The organism is Vibrio xiamenensis, assembly GCF_900100015.1.
In the GTDB taxonomy this organism is placed as follows: Bacteria; Pseudomonadota; Gammaproteobacteria; order Enterobacterales; family Vibrionaceae; genus Vibrio; species Vibrio xiamenensis.
Window position 1 is genome coordinate 139,080 of the sequence record NZ_FNDD01000001.1, and the last position, 17,422, is coordinate 156,501.

Annotated in this window: 17 protein-coding genes; 13 read left to right on the plus strand and 4 right to left on the minus strand. The window is 43.5% G+C overall.

Going from position 1 to position 17,422, the window contains the following annotated elements; genetic code table 11:
* Positions 1–145: 145 nt before the first annotated feature.
* Entirely contained in the window at positions 146–1,525 is a 1,380-nt protein-coding gene (radA, locus tag BLS03_RS00635) for a DNA repair protein RadA (RefSeq protein ID WP_093268259.1), read from the plus strand.
* Positions 1,526–1,748: 223 nt separating this feature from the next.
* Entirely contained in the window at positions 1,749–3,836 is a 2,088-nt protein-coding gene (gene fusA, locus BLS03_RS00640) for an elongation factor G (RefSeq protein ID WP_093268261.1), read from the plus strand.
* Positions 3,837–3,887: 51 nt separating this feature from the next.
* On the opposite strand, the gene BLS03_RS00645 is transcribed toward fusA, so the two are convergent.
* Positions 3,888–4,844 (minus strand): LysR substrate-binding domain-containing protein, encoded by a 957-nt coding sequence (locus BLS03_RS00645; RefSeq protein ID WP_093268264.1) that lies wholly within the window; start codon positions 4,842–4,844, stop codon positions 3,888–3,890.
* Between the two features lie 99 nt (positions 4,845–4,943).
* Between BLS03_RS00645 and BLS03_RS00650 the strand changes: the two genes are divergently transcribed.
* Entirely contained in the window at positions 4,944–5,150 is a 207-nt protein-coding gene (locus BLS03_RS00650) for a DUF1127 domain-containing protein (protein WP_093268266.1), read from the plus strand.
* A 23-nt stretch (positions 5,151–5,173) separates the two neighbouring features.
* Here the strand turns inward: BLS03_RS00650 and BLS03_RS00655 are convergent, their stop codons facing one another.
* From BLS03_RS00655 to BLS03_RS00665, 3 genes are all read right to left on the minus strand, one after another.
* Positions 5,174–6,067, minus strand: a complete 894-nt coding sequence (locus BLS03_RS00655) for a LysR substrate-binding domain-containing protein (RefSeq protein WP_093268269.1) — start codon at positions 6,065–6,067, stop codon at positions 5,174–5,176.
* A gap of 329 nt (positions 6,068–6,396) precedes the next feature.
* Complete coding sequence (locus BLS03_RS00660) at positions 6,397–8,082, minus strand: AMP-binding protein (protein ID WP_093268271.1); 1,686 nt, start codon at positions 8,080–8,082, stop codon at positions 6,397–6,399.
* A gap of 112 nt (positions 8,083–8,194) precedes the next feature.
* Complete coding sequence (locus tag BLS03_RS00665; protein ID WP_093268274.1) at positions 8,195–8,944, minus strand: helix-turn-helix domain-containing protein; 750 nt, start codon at positions 8,942–8,944, stop codon at positions 8,195–8,197.
* Positions 8,945–9,383: 439 nt separating this feature from the next.
* On the opposite strand from BLS03_RS00665, the gene BLS03_RS00670 reads away from it, so the two are divergent.
* The 10 genes from BLS03_RS00670 to BLS03_RS00715 all read left to right on the plus strand — a co-directional run bounded on the left by BLS03_RS00670 (position 9,384) and on the right by BLS03_RS00715 (position 17,406).
* Positions 9,384–9,548 (plus strand): Flp family type IVb pilin, encoded by a 165-nt coding sequence (locus BLS03_RS00670; protein ID WP_093268276.1) that lies wholly within the window; start codon positions 9,384–9,386, stop codon positions 9,546–9,548.
* Positions 9,549–9,647: 99 nt separating this feature from the next.
* Positions 9,648–10,175, plus strand: coding sequence for a prepilin peptidase (locus tag BLS03_RS00675; RefSeq protein WP_176765492.1), 528 nt, complete (start codon positions 9,648–9,650; stop codon positions 10,173–10,175).
* A gap of 13 nt (positions 10,176–10,188) precedes the next feature.
* Positions 10,189–11,532, plus strand: coding sequence for an AAA family ATPase (locus BLS03_RS00680; protein WP_093268281.1), 1,344 nt, complete (start codon positions 10,189–10,191; stop codon positions 11,530–11,532).
* The gene (cpaB, locus tag BLS03_RS00685) at positions 11,529–12,275 is read left to right on the plus strand and encodes a Flp pilus assembly protein CpaB (protein ID WP_093268283.1); all 747 of its coding nucleotides are present in this window, start codon (positions 11,529–11,531) and stop codon (positions 12,273–12,275) included. The genes BLS03_RS00680 and cpaB overlap by 4 nt, the downstream gene beginning before the upstream one ends.
* 8 nt (positions 12,276–12,283) lie before the next feature.
* Positions 12,284–13,744, plus strand: a complete 1,461-nt coding sequence (locus BLS03_RS00690; protein WP_093268286.1) for a type II and III secretion system protein family protein — start codon at positions 12,284–12,286, stop codon at positions 13,742–13,744.
* Between the two features lie 10 nt (positions 13,745–13,754).
* Entirely contained in the window at positions 13,755–14,021 is a 267-nt protein-coding gene (locus BLS03_RS00695; RefSeq protein ID WP_093268289.1) for a hypothetical protein, read from the plus strand.
* A gap of 15 nt (positions 14,022–14,036) precedes the next feature.
* A complete protein-coding gene (locus tag BLS03_RS00700) occupies positions 14,037–15,242 on the plus strand; it encodes a pilus assembly protein TadG-related protein (protein WP_093268291.1) in 1,206 nt (401 codons plus the stop codon).
* Positions 15,239–15,673 (plus strand): TadE/TadG family type IV pilus assembly protein, encoded by a 435-nt coding sequence (locus tag BLS03_RS00705; protein WP_093268294.1) that lies wholly within the window; start codon positions 15,239–15,241, stop codon positions 15,671–15,673. The genes BLS03_RS00700 and BLS03_RS00705 overlap by 4 nt, the downstream gene beginning before the upstream one ends.
* Positions 15,670–16,176, plus strand: coding sequence for a TadE/TadG family type IV pilus assembly protein (locus BLS03_RS00710; protein WP_093268296.1), 507 nt, complete (start codon positions 15,670–15,672; stop codon positions 16,174–16,176). Before BLS03_RS00705 ends, BLS03_RS00710 begins: the two co-directional genes overlap by 4 nt.
* A 9-nt stretch (positions 16,177–16,185) precedes the next feature.
* Complete coding sequence (locus BLS03_RS00715; RefSeq protein ID WP_093268299.1) at positions 16,186–17,406, plus strand: CpaE/TadZ family protein; 1,221 nt, start codon at positions 16,186–16,188, stop codon at positions 17,404–17,406.
* Positions 17,407–17,422 lie beyond the last annotated feature (16 nt).

Sequence of the window (17,422 nt, forward strand, 5' to 3'; positions counted from 1 at the left end):
GTTGATGAACAAAAATCGCGTTAACATCACCAACTGGGTTATCGACTAGGATGCGATAATCTTTAGTTATTTGGAACGCGTGATCAACTTTAAATTCCTTATAAAAAGATAGCGCCGTCACAGAGTGGAACTTAATCGAGGTAGTATGGCAAAGGCAAAGCGGGCATATGTGTGTAATGATTGCGGGGCAGATTTTCCGCGTTGGCAAGGTCAATGTAACGCGTGTGGTGCGTGGAATACCATTACTGAGGTGCGAATTGCTGCATCACCAACGGTCGCACGCAATGAGCGTTTGACGGGGTACGCCGGTAACAGTACTGAGACCAAAGTGCAGACTTTGGCTGAAATCGATTTGCAGGAAGTGCCGCGCTTTAGCAGTGGTTTTAAAGAGCTTGACCGCGTACTCGGTGGCGGGATTGTGCCGGGCGCAGCGATTTTGATTGGCGGTAATCCGGGCGCGGGTAAATCTACTTTGCTGCTGCAAACCATGTGTTTGCTCTCGTCACAAATGCCGACGCTGTATGTCACGGGTGAGGAATCATTGCAGCAGGTTGCGATGCGCGCCTCGCGTTTGGGATTGCCAAAAGATCATTTAAAGATGCTCTCTGAAACCAATGTTGACCGCATCTGCCAAATTGCTGAAAAAGAGCAGCCACGCATTATGGTCATCGACTCGATTCAGGTGATGCACGTGTCGGATGTTCAGTCTTCGCCAGGTAGTGTGGCGCAAGTTCGTGAAGCGGCAACCGCGCTAACTCGTTATGCCAAACAAAATAATGTCGCGGTATTTATCGTTGGTCACGTCACTAAAGATGGCACACTTGCTGGCCCTAAAGTGCTGGAACACATTATCGACTGCTCAGTATTGCTTGATGGCGGAACCGACAGCCGTTTTCGCACTTTGCGTAGCCACAAAAACCGCTTCGGCGCAGTGAATGAACTTGGTGTGTTCGCAATGACAGGCCAAGGGCTTAGAGAAGTCAGTAATCCATCGGCGATTTTCTTGTCCCGTGGCGAAGAAGACACGTCGGGCAGTTCGGTGATGGTGGTGTGGGAAGGTACGCGTCCTTTGCTGGTGGAAATTCAAGCGTTAGTGGATTATTCGCAACTGGCTAACCCGCGTCGTGTTGCCGTCGGACTTGAGCAAAACCGTTTATCACTATTATTAGCCGTGCTGCATAAACATGGCGGTTTACAAATGGCCGACCAAGATGTGTTTGTTAACGTGGTCGGCGGGGTGAAAGTCACCGAGACCAGTGTCGATTTGGCATTGTTGATGGCGTTATTGTCGAGTTTTCGCGACCGCCCACTCCCCAAAGATGTGGTGGTGTTCGGCGAAGTTGGCCTTGCTGGGGAGATTCGCCCGGTTCCAAGTGGACAAGAACGGTTAAACGAAGCGTTTAAACACGGCTTTAAAAAAGCCATCGTACCGATAGCGAATATGCCCAAAGGTGGAATTGCAGGAATGCAGATTCATGGGGTTAAAAAACTGTCGGAAGCGATTGAAGCCTTTGATGAGTTGTAAAAGTTGTAATATTTGACGAATTGTAATATTCGCCATCAAAGTGTGTCACAATAGAGCCTAAGCTTAGGTAATTAAACGCTCAACCCTGATATCGACTATGATTTTCTGGGGGTGGGGCGTTGTCCCTAAATATTTTTTATACGAACAGCTCGCAAGGGTATCAGTCTTTTTAGATTGTGATATACTCTGCGCGCAATTTATACCTTATAAACAGAGTAAGACAATGGCAGATTTATCGAAATACAGAAACATTGGTATTTTCGCGCACGTTGACGCGGGTAAGACCACTACCACTGAGCGTATTCTAAAGCTTACTGGTAAAATCCACAAAACCGGTGAAGTACATGATGGTGAGTCTACAACTGACTTTATGGAACAAGAAGCTGAGCGCGGTATTACTATCCAGTCAGCTGCTGTTACATGTGAGTGGAAAAACCACCGTCTAAACGTTATCGATACTCCTGGACACGTTGACTTTACAGTAGAAGTATACCGTTCTCTGAAAGTTCTTGATGGCGGTATCGGTGTATTCTGTGGTTCTGGCGGTGTTGAACCTCAGTCAGAAACTAACTGGCGTTACGCGAACGAATCTGAAGTTTCTCGTATCATTTTCGTTAACAAACTAGACCGTATGGGTGCTGACTTCTTCAACGTTGTTGATCAAGTGAAGAACGTACTAGCTGCTAACCCACTAGTAATGACTCTACCAATCGGTCGTGAAGACGACTTCGTAGGTGTTGTTGACGTACTAACTCGTCAAGCTTACGTATGGGATGACTCTGGTCTTCCAGAAAACTACGAAATCAAAGAAGTTCCAGCAGACATGGCTGATCAGGTAGAAGAATACCGTGAGATGCTAATCGAAACTGCAGTTGAGCAAGATGACGATCTAATGATGGCTTACATGGACGGCGAAGAGCCTTCTATTGAAGACCTAAAACGTTGTATCCGTAAAGGTACTCGTGATCTAGCATTCTTCCCAACCTTCTGTGGTTCTGCGTTTAAGAACAAAGGTGTTCAACTAGTACTAGACGCTGTTGTAGATTACCTACCTTCTCCAACAGAAGTTGACCCACAAGATCTGACTGATCCTGCGACTGGTGAACCAACTGGCGAAAAAGCAATCGTTGATGCAGATCAACCACTTAAAGCGCTTGCGTTTAAGATCATGGATGACCGTTTCGGTGCACTAACCTTCATCCGTATTTACTCTGGTCGTCTGAAGAAGGGTGACACCATCCTTAACTCTGCGACAGGTAAAACTGAGCGTATTGGCCGTATGTGTGAAATGCAGGCTGACGACCGTAACGAGATCACTGAAGCTCAAGCGGGCGACATCATCGCTGTTGTTGGTATGAAGAACGTTCAAACTGGTCACACTCTATGTGATCCAAAGCACGAATGTACTCTAGAACCAATGATCTTCCCAGAACCAGTAATCTCAATCGCTGTTGCGCCTAAAGATAAAGGTTCTACTGAGAAAATGGGTATCGCGATCGGTAAAATGGTTGCAGAAGATCCATCTTTCCAAGTTGAAACCGACGAAGATTCAGGCGAAACCATCCTTAAAGGTATGGGCGAACTTCACCTAGACATCAAAGTTGACATCCTAAAACGTACTTACGGTGTTGAACTAGAAGTAGGTGCTCCTCAAGTTGCTTACCGTGAAACTATCACTCAAGCAGTTGAAGACAGCTACACGCACAAGAAACAGTCTGGTGGTTCTGGTCAGTTCGGTAAGATCGATTACCGCATCAAACCAGGTGAGCCAAACTCTGGCTTCACGTTCAAATCAACCGTTGTTGGTGGTAACGTACCTAAAGAATTCTGGCCTGCAGTAGAAAAAGGCTTCGCAAGCATGATGGATCACGGTGTTCTTGCTGGATTCCCAACGCTTGACGTTGAAGTTGAACTGTTCGACGGTGGCTTCCACGCAGTTGACTCTTCAGCAATCGCTTACGAAATCGCAGCGAAAGGCGCATTCCGCCAATCTATGCCTAAAGCGGGTGCACAACTTCTTGAGCCTATCATGAAAGTTGACGTGTTCACTCCAGATGACAACGTTGGTGACGTAATCGGTGACCTTAACCGTCGTCGTGGTATGATCAAAGACCAACAAGCTGGTGCTACTGGTGTTCGTATTAAAGCTGACGTTCCTCTATCAGAAATGTTTGGCTACATCGGTCACCTACGTACTATCACTTCAGGTCGTGGTCAGTTCTCTATGGAGTTCGCGCACTACTCACCATGTCCAGCAAACGTTGCTGAACAAGTTATCGCTGAAGTTAAAGAGCGTAACGCTAAGAAGTAATGTAGTTGTTAGACAAAGCTTGATAAAAAGCCCCACAATGTGGGGCTTTTTTTATGGGGTCTGGCTACAGGTTTTGCTCGCATATTTTGCGTCCAAAATGGTAAATTCTTGTGGGACAACACTTTGAAACTGCGCTATTTCTCCTTTTAGCCACTCAATAAATTTCACCACTTTTTCACGTTGTAAGTAACCTTTCGGCGCGCAAGCGTAGTAGCTATAGTTGGGCTTAATCGCCATATCTCCAATCCTTACCAGCTTTCCCTCGCTCAAATAACGCTGCACAATCGAGTGCTTGACCAAGGCCACACCTTGTAGCGATAGAGCGCCTTCGAGAACATACAGAGAGCCGTTATAGCGCATAGTTGAAGGGTTGTTATGCACGATACCAACGTTATCTAGCCAAATATGCCAGTCGAGGTCCGGCCAAATATCTTCTAACAGCTCCGCTTTATTGAGATCTTCCAATTGATAAATTTGCTTTTCTTTTTGGTATAGCGGGTGACAAACCGGATAGAGCACTTCATCCATCAACCACACCGACTCAAGGTTTTCGTAGTCACCGCGTCCGTAGCGAATACACAAATCAATGCTGGAGTTTTGAAACGTAACAATGTCATCGCTTGGCTCGATGAGCATTGCGAGATCAGGGTATTGCTGACGAAACTGACGGATTCTCGGTACCAACCAGTGCTGGGCGAATGAGGGGACCGTAGAGATAGATAGCTGGTTCGGTGTTGGATCTTGGTTGATGAGTCGTATCCCATCCTGAATGTAGGAAAAGCCTTTTTCTGCTTGTCGATACAGTGTTTGACCTTCATGAGTGAGTCGGATCTCTCTATGATGGCGGGTGAAAAGATCGACCCCTAACCACTCTTCCAATTGACGTATCTGTTGACTCACAGCGGCGGGTGTCACGAACAGTTTGTGGGCGGCGAGCTTAAAGCTTCCTTGCTGCGCGGCCATATAAAAGTAATACACACCTTGTAATGGTGGAAGACGTTGGCTCACATTAGTTTTCCTTAACTGAAGAATAGAATCTATCGTTTGTCGAATAGGTGGTGTTGGTTGATTATTGCCCTGAGAACGAGACAGGTATAGGAGAAAATCATGGCTGAATTAGTACTAAGACAAGGTCATCAATTACACAATGTATTTAATCGAGTTATTAAGGTTAGTTTAGCTAAACTTAAACAGTGGCGTCAAAACTCAAGAACACGTCACCAATTATCCCAACTTTCCGTACAACAGTTGCGTGATATTGGTATCGAATCGAATATCGCTAAACAAGAAGCAAAGAAATGGTTCTGGCAATAATAGTACTAGGTTGAGATAGAACGCTATTGATTATGCAGTTCTCGGTTTAACCATGCTTTAAATGCCTCAATTCTAAGGGCTCGGGAAGAATTAGGATCGCTTATTAATGAGTAGCGAATACCCGGTTGTAGCCCTATATCAAACGGTTTCACCAATAAGCCGCGTTCGACGAAATCGGCAGATATGCTTTCTGTCGCTAAGCAAGCTCCGTGACCTGCCACCACCGCATTAATGGCCATATCAAAGGTTCCCACTTCCATCCATTGAATGTTATCCCTTGCAGTTTTGACATTGGCACTCTGAAACCATTGCTCCCAGCTAAATGCAGCAGAATGGAAGTCAATCAGCCAGCAACGTAGTAACTGCTCTGGATGGGTGAATTGGATTGATTCAGCAAGCTGGGGAGAGCAGTAAGGATAAATCGCTTCTTCAAACAACAGCTCTTGCTCGAGCCCCAGTTCAGTAACATTCTCTTGTCCCTGCCAGATCAAAATATCTGTTTCGGTATGGCGAATATCTATATTGCGAACGGTGGTCATACGAATCGGAATATGCGGGTATTCCATGGTGAATTTCCACAGTCTTGGCATTAACCATCGTGTCGAAAACGAGCGTGGTGCACTGAGGTTGAGTAAGCCTTCAAGAGGCTCATTTTGAATGCGATTTAGACCGGTAATAATATGTCTGAATCCATCATCGATATGCTGATAAAGCATCTGTCCTTTATCGGTAAGATGCATTTCTCTACCGCGACGCACAAACAATTTACAGCCGATATGATTCTCAAGTTGGCGGAGCTTTTGACTTATGGCGGCTTGAGTAATGAAAAGCTCTTCAGCTGCTTTACTGTAACTTTTATGCCGAGCTGCAGATTCAAAATAGCGTAGTGCAGAGAGGTGTCGTAAGCGATTGTCCATAACTTGAGCTTATAGTATGTGTAATAAAAGGTCGTTCGTAACCTGTAGGCGTTGTTTTGATAATAGCGATATCGGATTTAGATTCAAGGTATTACGAATGTCATTTATTCACCATATTAGGGTGTATGTCAGTAAATTAAATATAAAATTTAAAAGCTTATGCTTGTTGGGGCGAAGTGATTTGACCAATGTTAGTCAGCATATGGCGCGAGATTTAGGAGTCGATGAGGGGCGTGTAAAGAGCAAACATTACTCCGAGTTTTTATAATTTCAGCTAATAAAAAAGGAGTGCTGAGCACTCCTTAACGGTTAACAATCGAAACCAGCGATTAATCTTCCCACACCACCAATTGACCTTTCGGCCACTCTTGTCCGATTTGATGGTATTTTTGCTCGAGAACATGACGCTTGATTTTGAGTGTTGGAGTCAAAATGCCATTCTCAATGCTCCACGGCTCTTTGATCATCAAAACCCCTTTGATCTGTTCATGAGATTCCAGTTCGGAGTTCATACGATTAATGATTTTACGTGTGGTTTTCTCATAACGAACGCGATCAAAGTTTTTGAACTGGTGCGGGACAACGAGAAGAATAGGGGCAGGTAAGCCTAGGCCAATAAGGCACATCATCTCGACACGACTGTACTCAAACAGTTTTTTCTCAATCGGCACTGGCGAGACAAATTTTCCTTTCGCAGTTTTAAAGGTGTCTTTTTTACGTCCTTGAATGGTCAGATATCCATCTTGATCGAGTGAACCTATATCGCCAGTATGAAGCCAACCTTCATTGTTAAAGGATTCTTTGGTGGCTTCATCGTTATGATAGTAACCGGAAAAGACGCCTTTGCTGTTCACTAAAATCTCGCCATCTGCAGCGATTTTAATATTGACGCCAGGCCCCGCGTTTCCGACGGTACCGATTTTGTTCGGGTTAAAAGGGTAATTAATGGTGCTGTAAGCGTAAGATTCCGTCATTCCCCAAGCCTCGGTAATATTAAGGCCAACCGAGTGGTACCATTTGAGTAACGCTGGAGAAACTGGCGCAGAGCCACAACCTAAAATTCTGGCTCGAGTAAGTCCAAGACCTTCGGCAATCTTCTTCTTCACGATGCGATTGATGATTGGCAGTTTGAGTAAAATATTCAGTTTTCGCTGCGGCAATTTGTCTTGAATACGTTGTTGAAATAGAGTCCATAACCTAGGCACAGAGATAAAGAACGTTGGTTGATGCCTCTTAACGTCCTCAAGAAACGTTTCCAATGACTCAGAAAATGCAGTTGGAACAGCGCCGGTAATTGAAGTACCAAAGACGTAGACTCGCTCAGTGATGTGAGCAAGGGGAAGGTAGGAGAACAAGCGGTCATCATCTTTTAGGCCAATAAGGCTGACAAGTTGTTGCACCGACCACGAGAAAGCACCGTAGCTTAACATGGCGCCTTTGGGTTTACCTGAGGTTCCAGAGGTATATACCAGAGACATAATTTTATTGTCGCTGTGTTGTGGGCGTTCTTGGCTAGGTGAGTGCTCGGAGATCAGTTGATCAAAGTTATATTGAGCCTTGGGCGCTGAATCGTAAGAATAGCCAATAGACAAAATGTCTGAATTGCTTTTCAGCGCGCTTTGAGTGGCGTCGATACTATCCAGTTTACCGACAATAATAGCTTTACTCGCACTGTGTTTCAGACAGTAATCAATGGTTTCATCGCTCGCTGTTGGGAAAATTGGCACGCTGACATAATCACCCAACATCAATGCGAGATCAGTAACAAACCACTCTGCGCAGTTCTTTGATATGAGCGCTACTTTGTCTCCAGGCTGTAAGCCTAAAGAACGCAAGGCACTGACCAAACGAAGCGCACTGTCTGCCACATCAGAAAAAGTCCACTCAACAAATTCACCGTTAACGCTTTGTTTTAGATAGACGTCATTTGGCTTTTCTTTTGCCCACTTAAGGATCAATTCGTTAGGCGGGGGAAGAGTACACGAAACTTTATGGTTTTCATTTGGCAAAATCATAAGGCGCTCCACTTGTTATATTTATTGTTTATTTGTTAATTTATTGTTAACTCTAACATGCATGTAATTGCTTAGGAAAGAACCGATTACGAAAAGAGAGAGGTAAACGAGGTTAGGTTGAATGACGATAATTGGCTGGAGTGACGCCGGTTTTCTTTTTGAAGATGCGCGTGAAGTAAGAGACATCTTTATAGCCACATTGAAATGCGATGAATGCCACTTTGGTCTTTTTATCTTCTTTTAAAAGTTGCTTTGCGAGACCAATACGTTTTTGAATGACGTAATCTCGAAATGTCATGCCAATGGCATTGTGAAATACTTTAGAAAAATAACTGACTGAGTAATGGCAGTACTCTGCGACATCTTCTTCTCTTATCGTTCTGGATAAGTTTTTTTCTATATACCCGAGTATTTCAACCAAATCAGAATTCAGCTCTTCGGCTAATGCATATTCCTGCCTGTTTTGCTGGGTTAGAGGAGATTCTTGATTAGCGAAATGGCTGAAATGATAAAACAGCTGAGTACTGAGTTTTTCTATCCAAGTCAGAATATCCCCTTGCTTAAGGTTATAACTGTTGAGTACTGAGTCGCTAACTAAGTTTTTTTCTTCTACGAAACCGTTATGCAGAATGATGAGTTTTTTTCTTAAGTGGTCACAGATTTTGATCGATGTATTGAGCAGTGCGTTTTCATGCTCACTTTCATGGAAGAAAAAGCAGAACTGGATCTCCGGGTCGCTAAGTACCGAAACATCAAATCCAAACTCTTTGATTTGAAAGTAATGTTCGATATGAAAAAGGGTGTCTTTTGGGACATAAGAGAGAGATTGACCTATCCAGTATCCTTGATGCAAGACGTTCATCGTATTTCCGTCACACTAAAGTTCATGATCGAAAGGTTAGAACAAGTTCACACTATTTCAACTTGTTATTGAGTTTAATTATCATTTGCGCAAATAACTGTATTGTCATTAGTTGATGGGTAACTTGTGAGTCACTTCAAATCAATATGTGTGTCAAAAAAAGTCAAGTATTAAAAGTGATACTAAGTATTTATCCGCCGTAACGAAAGTTGTCGTACGCAAATTTTCTAAAAAGCTAATTAATAACAGTGATTAAGTTATTTATAAAACCACTGATATTTTATTTTTTAATGTTTAAAACATTATTAAGCGTTTTTTTTTCTAAAAAAATACAACAAAAAAGTACCATTTCTGGATAAAAGAATACTAACCGTTAGTCCTTTTTAGTTATAGATTTGAGAAAGGCGATGTGAGTTATTGCTGGTTAAGGAGAGTTATCATGAATAAATTAATCAATTCAATTCAATCCTTTATGAAGGATGAAGAAGGGCTAACTGTAGTTGAGTACGTTGTGGGCGCAGGGCTTCTAGTTATTGCCTTGGGCGTATTGTTTACTAATTGGGGAACGCTTTTACAAACGAAGCTTGAAGCGGTGCTGAGTTAGCATCAAAACTTATTTTTGGCCGAGCCTGACTAGAACCCTCCTTTTATGGTGTTTGTAAAAGGAGGGACATACAATTATTCATATTTTGGCGAGAACATTATGATTTTGGTTACCCTAGACTATATGTTTTGGTCAATCTTGTTCTTTATTGCCGTTATCGATGCAAGGGAACACCGAATTCCCAATCAATTTTTGATCACTTTGATTATCACTGTATTGTTTGAAAAGTTTGTTTCAGAACATGATTTTTTTTATGTAATTGATTTGTTTTTGGGTTGTTTTTTGTTCTTTTTCTTTTTCCTTCTTCTTTATTTTATGAATGTCATGTCTCCAGGAGATGTAAAGTTGATGGGGGTCGTTGGCTTATGGTGTGGGTGGAACAATGCATTTGTTACAGTTCAGTTCATATTTTTATCTGCAGTGGTTGTTGGCTTTTTTTATTATTTTTTAAACGTAGCTGGTCGCTCGCAAGTTAAAGGTTTTATTACACCTATGTCTTATTTATCTACTTTTCACTTTTCTGCTTCTGGTGTTTTGGGAAACAGTACTTGCGGCAAGCTTACGATGCCATTTGCACCTATTGTCGTCATCGGTTTGGCTTTACACCAGTATTTTAATCAAGTTTAACAAGGAGTTCTCAATGGTTTCTGCCCCAACTGATAGCCGACATAGAGAACTTTTGACTCCTCAAGCGCAGGCTCCTCAAGTCCCGACCTCTTTTGAACATTTAGGGGTTCCAAGGGCCGTGGTTGAAAATCTTTTGATTAAGCAGATTGCGGCTTACCCTAAATCCAGTTTACTCCAGTTGACTAAGCTGATGTGTATTAACAGCCACTTGGTCGAAGATATTATCGCAACGCTACGCAAGAAATCCCTTGTTGAAGTGTTCCAAGCCGAGTCAGGTGCTTTTGGACAGACATCAGGTAATATTGTTTACGCGCTGTCAGAACAAGGCATGCAAGAAGCCGATAATGCTTTTGTTAAAGACGCTTATTTAGGGCCAGTGCCTGTTTCGCTTACTGATTATGATGCCATGGTCAAGGCGCAGGATGTGAGAGCCAAATTGGTCACTCGAAATGATGTGACGGTTGCACTTAACGACGTTTACGGCGCTGAGCGTTTAATTTCTGTGCTAGGGCCGGCGATCAATTCTGGCCGGGCTCTACTTCTTTACGGCGATGCGGGTACAGGCAAAACCTTTGTGGCGACAAGGCTGCTTAATTCATTAAATACTTCCGTTTACGTTCCTTACTCTGTGTATGCCGCAGGCAATATCATCAAGGTCTTTTCGGGGCAACATCATAAAAAAGTCGCTGAGCAAGAATCTCAGAGTTTGGCGTTTAAGTCTCAATATGACAAACGTTGGGTACTGTGCGAGCGACCAAGTATTCAGGTTGGGGGTGAACTCACCATGGATATGTTAGAAGTCAACCACTCTGAGCATAATCGTGTTTGGATGGCACCACTGCAAATGATGGCAAATAACGGAATTTTCATCATTGATGACCTTGGTCGTCAACCTATGCCTGTCGCAACGCTATTAAACCGCTGGATAGTGCCAATGGAGTATTTTTTTGATCACTTATCACTGCCAAATGGTCAGCAAATTACGATTCCATTTATTTTAACTCTGGCTTTTTCTACTAACTTAAATCCTGAAAAAATTAGTGATCCGGCTTTTTTACGTCGGCTTGGTTACAAAATTCAATTTCAACCGTTACTTGAATCTGAATATAGAGCTCTGTGGGAAAAACTTTCTCAGGGGCGTCAGTTACAAATAGCGCCAAATACATTTGACGCATTATTTTCATTACATCGTCAACACAGTGTCGGTTTTTACCCTTGTTTACCTAAAGATATTGTTGGTATCAGTCGCGATATTATTGCTTTCGAGCAATCCGAACCGGTTATCACGCCTGAAGTCCTCAATCGTTCTTGGGAAGTGTATTTCACTGCTGACGGTAAAGGCGGAGGTGAACGATGAGTCGTAACCAAGTCATTTTGCTGTTTTTTCTATCGATAATTTTTGGCTTAGGGGCGGTTTTTTTTGCCAAGAAATGGATGGACAACCAAGTTCAACCACAAGTTGAAGTTGAAGTTGTCGAGCGAGAGCCGGTGATTGTTGCCGCGCGAGAAATTGTCGCAGGAACGGTGATCGAAGCACAGCATTTAAAAAGTAAGTTGCTAGAGAAAGACTGGAGGACGGAGACTCAGTTCACCAGTGAAGATGATGTATTAGGTCTTATAGCGGAAAATACCATCTTTCCAGACGACATCATCACTATCAATCGTGTGACTCAGCCTGGTGAAGGGGCAACGTTAGCGGCGTTGATTCCTGAGAATAAGCGGGCTGTGACGATACGTGTTAATGACGTCATAGGCGTTGCCGGTTTTTTATTGCCGGGTAACCGTGTCGATGTACTCAATACGATTCAATACAGTAAAACATCGGCGTCGACTCGAACCGTACTCAAAGACATTAAGGTACTTGCCGTTGACCAAACAGCAAAAACCGATGAAAACAAGCCGATTATCGTTCGCGCTGTCACTTTGGAAGTGTCGCCAACTGATGCGGAGAAATTATTGTCTGCACGCAGTCGCGGTGAAATCCAACTTACCCTGCGTAACCCTCATGAAAAGCCACAACCTGTAGTGCGTAGATATGTGGCTCCAAGTGTCACCATCATTAAAGGTACTGAATCTTCCAGTATTCGAGTCTCGGATTGAGGTGAAACATGAAGAAAATAATTATTCTAATGTCTGCTTTGTTTATCTTGTCATTACCCAGTGTTGCCGCTACTCAGACAGGAAAAATCGTTACTGTACCGCATCATAAATCGACTCATGTAACCTTGGTGGGGAAAGCTAAACGAGTCTCTTTGGGTGATCCAAGTGTGTTAGATATTGTGATGCTGAAATCCGATGAACTGTTTTTAATCGGTAAGAAGCTTGGTTCGACGAATCTAATGGCATGGGATCGTAACGGACGTTTGATCGAATCAATTAATATTCAAGTAACCCACGATTTGAATAGTCTCAAAGCCAAACTGTATGAGTTTTTACCTGATGAAGTCATCAAGGTTCACAGCGCTCAACAGCGATTGATTTTAAGTGGGCAAATCAGCAGTCAGTCAGCAATGAACATTGCCCTGCGTGTCGCGGAGACTTATGCATCGGGGCAAGCAGCAGACAAGCAAACCGAATCGCTAAGTGAGCAGGTTGGGCAAACCGGGGTTATTAACCTTATGACGATAGGTGGCGCGCAGCAAGTAATGCTAGAAGTTACGGTTGCAGAGGTGCAACGCAGTTTAGTGAGAAAGTTTGACGCCAACTTTCACTTTTTTGAACAGAACGGTAGTTTCTCTTGGGGCGGATCGTCTTCGGGAGCTTCTATAGATACAGCGTTAGGAATTGTCACGCCGATATTTGATACATCCAGCGTTTCGAATACTGGGATTCTTGGCTCTTTTATCGACAGCGACACCTTATTTGGCTTTGCGCTCGATATTGCCAAACAAAACGGCACTGCAAAAGTCTTGGCAGAACCCAATCTAACTGCGATTAGTGGTGCAAAAGCCGAGTTCTTGGCTGGTGGTGAATTTCCTATTCCTGTGCCTGATAAAGATGGCATCACCATTGAGTATAAAGAATATGGGGTGGGGCTTAAGTTTATTCCCACCGTCCTGAGTGACAAAAAAATCAATCTCAACTTAGCAGTAGACGTCAGCGAAATCGCCAATAGTAGTTCGTTAACTTTAACGCCGAGTACAACCAACAGCACCTATGTTATTCCGCCCATTACTCGTCGTAGCGCTTCGTCAACGTTAGAACTGGCTGATGGGCAAACTATTGGTATCGCAGGGCTATTAAGTGAAAATGTTCGTGATGTGATAGCTGAAATGCCTGGTTTTAGCGATATCCCTATTATCGGCCAACTATTTAATAGCCAAGAGTATGTGTCTGGAGAGACGGAACTGGTGATTTTAGTCACTCCTAGGTTGGCTAAGCCTATCGACCGTCGTCGTATTAACCTTCCAACCGATGCTTTTGTTGAACCCAACGATCTTGAATATTACTTGTTAGGACGCGGTGCCTATTTGGCTCCGCATCCCAAGCAAAAACCAATGCGCGAAGAGAGCCAGTACCTGAGTGGCAGTAAAGGCGGAACTGAAGGCACTTTTGGTCATAGCTTATAGGAGCAGACAGATGAGTTATTTACTTAAACCACTAGTTTTTGTGTGCTTGGTTCTAGGGCTATCGGCTTGCGCATCGAATCAACATCGCTTGGGTATGTATAACGCTGAGTTGAGAGCAGAGCAAACCTTCAACCCAAATGCAACGCAAGAAAATATAGGATATATCCCAACAGGGAGCGGTGAACGAATGGAAGGTGCCTATCAGATCTATACCGGAAAACAGAGCAAAGATCTCTCTGGCACTGATAGTCAATTCTTAGAAGGGTTTACTGAGTAAATCTAAGGATATGGTATGGGCTTCAATCCAAACCAACCCAAGACGGTCCGCCGCCAAGCAGGTTTAGTTTTAGTCTTAGTGACGATGTCAATGCTGTCACTGATCGGTATCACAGCACTCGCAATCGACGTTAACCATGCTTTGATGAACAAAACTCGGCTGCAGAACTCTGTCGACTCGGCAGCGTTAGCGGCCGCCATTGTTTTAGATGATGAGGGCAGCGCGGCGGATGCTGAAGCGGCAGCGATTGAGACGATTACCCAAATGTCGAACGCCAGTGGTAATAGCAAACTCGATTTTTCTAGTGCGACGATTACCGTTCAAATCTCCAATAACCCGAAAGTATTCCCTGATGCGAGTTACGACAGCAGCAAAGACTCTTACGCACGTGTATCAGTGACTAATTACGCACTCGAAGACTTTTTTATTGATTTGTTCGGCATCAATAAGGTGTTAAAGGCGAGTGCCGTCGCGGGCCCAAGTCCGGGTATTGTGTTTTCCAATGTTGTACCTATGGCGGTATGCAAAGGAAGTGAGGGGGATCTCTATGGTTACAATAAAGAGCAAATCTATGCGTTAAAACTTGGTGATGGCAGCTTGTCTGAAATGGGGCCGGGTAATTATCAATTGCTCGACTTTGGCTCTGGCGCTGATACGGTACGTTCTGCATTAGCGGGGAGTTATGAGTATCCAGTGACCATAGGAGAGTCTGTTGACACAAAACCTGGGGTCAGCGCAGGCCCAGTTGGTCAAGGTTTAAATACACGTTTTGGTGACTATAGCGGTGGTGGCGTAAGCGCCGATGATTACCCACCAGATGAATACACCAAAGAGCCAGACACACCCGCAAGCCTAGATGCAGATGGTAACGTCGTTTATGGAGATGATGATTGGCGTTATGCCGATTATTTGGCTTCCCTGCCGTGTACTAAAGGCAGTACCGATTGCCCGTTAAATGGTCAACCTAATCGGCGAATGTTACCTATTCCTATCTTAGATTGTGATGATGTCAGTGGTGGAACGAATAGCTATGAGATTGTGGCGGTGGGATGTTTTTTTATGTTGCAACAAGCGCCGACTAATAATAGTGGGCAATCTGCTGTTTATGGCGAGTTTGTCGAAGAGTGTGAAGTAACAGGAGGGCTTTCTGGTAACAATCCTAATAGCGATGGTCCATACAAAATCGTTCTATATGAAGACCCTTACTCGGAGGATTCATGATGAAAGTTTTGTCATCTCAAAGGGGGATTGCTGCAGTCGAATTTTTGATTGTGTTGCCTTTGTTGCTGACTATTTTATTAGCAGTGACTGAGTTTGGTCAGGCATTTATTACCTTTAATACCTTGAATAAACTTGTGCACAATGGCGTTCGTTACGCAACTAGCGATATTCAGGGTACGTCCAGTTATGACCAAATCGCTGATGTGAGCAAAATTAAAAACATTGTTGTGTATGGCAAATCCGCTCCTACTGATGGCGATAGTGTCCTTGTGGAAGGCCTATCGGTTGATGATGTTTCGGTCGCTCATAGTAGTGGCTACGTCACTGTGAGCGTGGATTACAGTTATTCGCCGATTTCTTCTTTTTTACCGACCAGTTTAGATCTCTATTTCCCGCTCGATACTTCCGCCGTGATGAGGACTCTGCCATGAGAAATGCATCGAAACACCAGGCAGGTCTTAGCATTATTGAATTTACTTTAGTGTCAACGGTGTTACTGATGATCATCTTTGGTGTGTTTGAAGTAGGGCGCTATATGTATTCGCTGCAATTGATCAATGAAGCAACACGAATTGCTGCAAGGCTTGGCGTGGTATGTCGAGTAAAAGAACGCGACAACATTCCAGCGTTGGTAGTACCTACGCCACTGGCTGGAGGTTTTAGTTCCAGCAATCTTAGCATCGACTATTTAGACCAAAACGGAGCTGTTGTTGATATTGATGTGTCTTCAGATGACGCAGAAAAGGATACGTATTCTAAAATTTATTATGTGAGAGCAAGAGTCACTAATTTTGTCTATCAATTTTCTGGTGTTCTAAGCTTTTTAGGAGAAGGGGTATCAATACCTAATTATGAAACGGTAAGACCTCGAGAGAACCTTGGTTATCTAAGAGCTGATGGTGACGATACAACCTCTGACTATACAGAATGCTAAGGAGAAGAAATGGGTGAAGCGGTAAAACTAACCAGAAATGACAGCGGCGGTTTTCGTTTAAAAACCAATTTAACTATCTGGGTATTTTACTCCAGTGATCGCTTTCATCTGCATATTAGCCAAGAGTTGGCAAAGTGCCCCAATATCAGTTTTGAAACTATTTCATTCCATAGTTTAGTGGTTGCAAACCTTACACATTTCACTCCTCCAGATCTGATATTTGTGGAAACAGGGCCGAACTGGGCGCAAAAAGTGATGGAGCTTCAACACTATGAGGCGCCTTCGGATCAAGATGCCCATGAGGCTTCTTTAATTGTCTTTGGCAATGAAAACGACAATGGTGCACTTAAAATTGCGCTGAAAATCGGTGCTGCGGATTTCATTTCAGACAAAGTTGAATTATCGGAGCTGATACCGATGTTCAAGAATGTGGTTGAAGAGAAATTGGCTAACCGCAGCATTGGTGAGTTGTACGTATTTTTGAACACCAAAGGTGGAGCCGGGGCTTCAATGCTCGCGGTAAATACGGCAATGGAATTGGCAAAAGTGCACCCTGAGAAAGTGTTGCTTTTAGATTTAGACTTACAGTTTGGTGTCATCAACGATTATCTTAATACCAACTCTGCATATGGTATCGCGGATGCGATAGCTAATGTCGCTGACCTCGATGAAATGTCGCTCGGAGGGTATGTCACCAAACATAAATCTGGCTTGCACATGCTGAGTTTTAAACCGGAAAACAGTTACGATAATTACGAAAAAGCGCATAAATTCAGCAAGCTCTTGCCCATTTTGCGTGATTACTACCCTTACGTTGTTGTTGATTTATCAAGAGGTTTAGATCGCATGTTTACCTCTGTAATCAGTCCGGCGAGCAAAGTTTTTTTAGTGACTCAACAAAACTTAGTCGCAATCAAAAATACCTCTCGGCTCGTGAAGTTGTTGACCTTTGAATTTGGTCTTGCAAAAGAACAAATGGAAATGGTGGTCAATCGTTACGAAAAGCGTCAGTCCATCAAACTCAAAGATATCGAAGAAACCTTGCCAGGTCTTGTGCTCCACATGATTCCTAACGATTTTAAAGCCGCAGTTGAAAGTGCCAACCTCGGTCGCCCGTTTGTAGAGGCGAAAAAAAGTGGTCCGCTGGCAAAAGCTGTCATTGATTTTACTCATGCGCTTATTCCTGAAGCTGAAGAAAAATCGAGTTGGCTAAAACGCCTATTCACCTAATAACAAGGATCAGGAG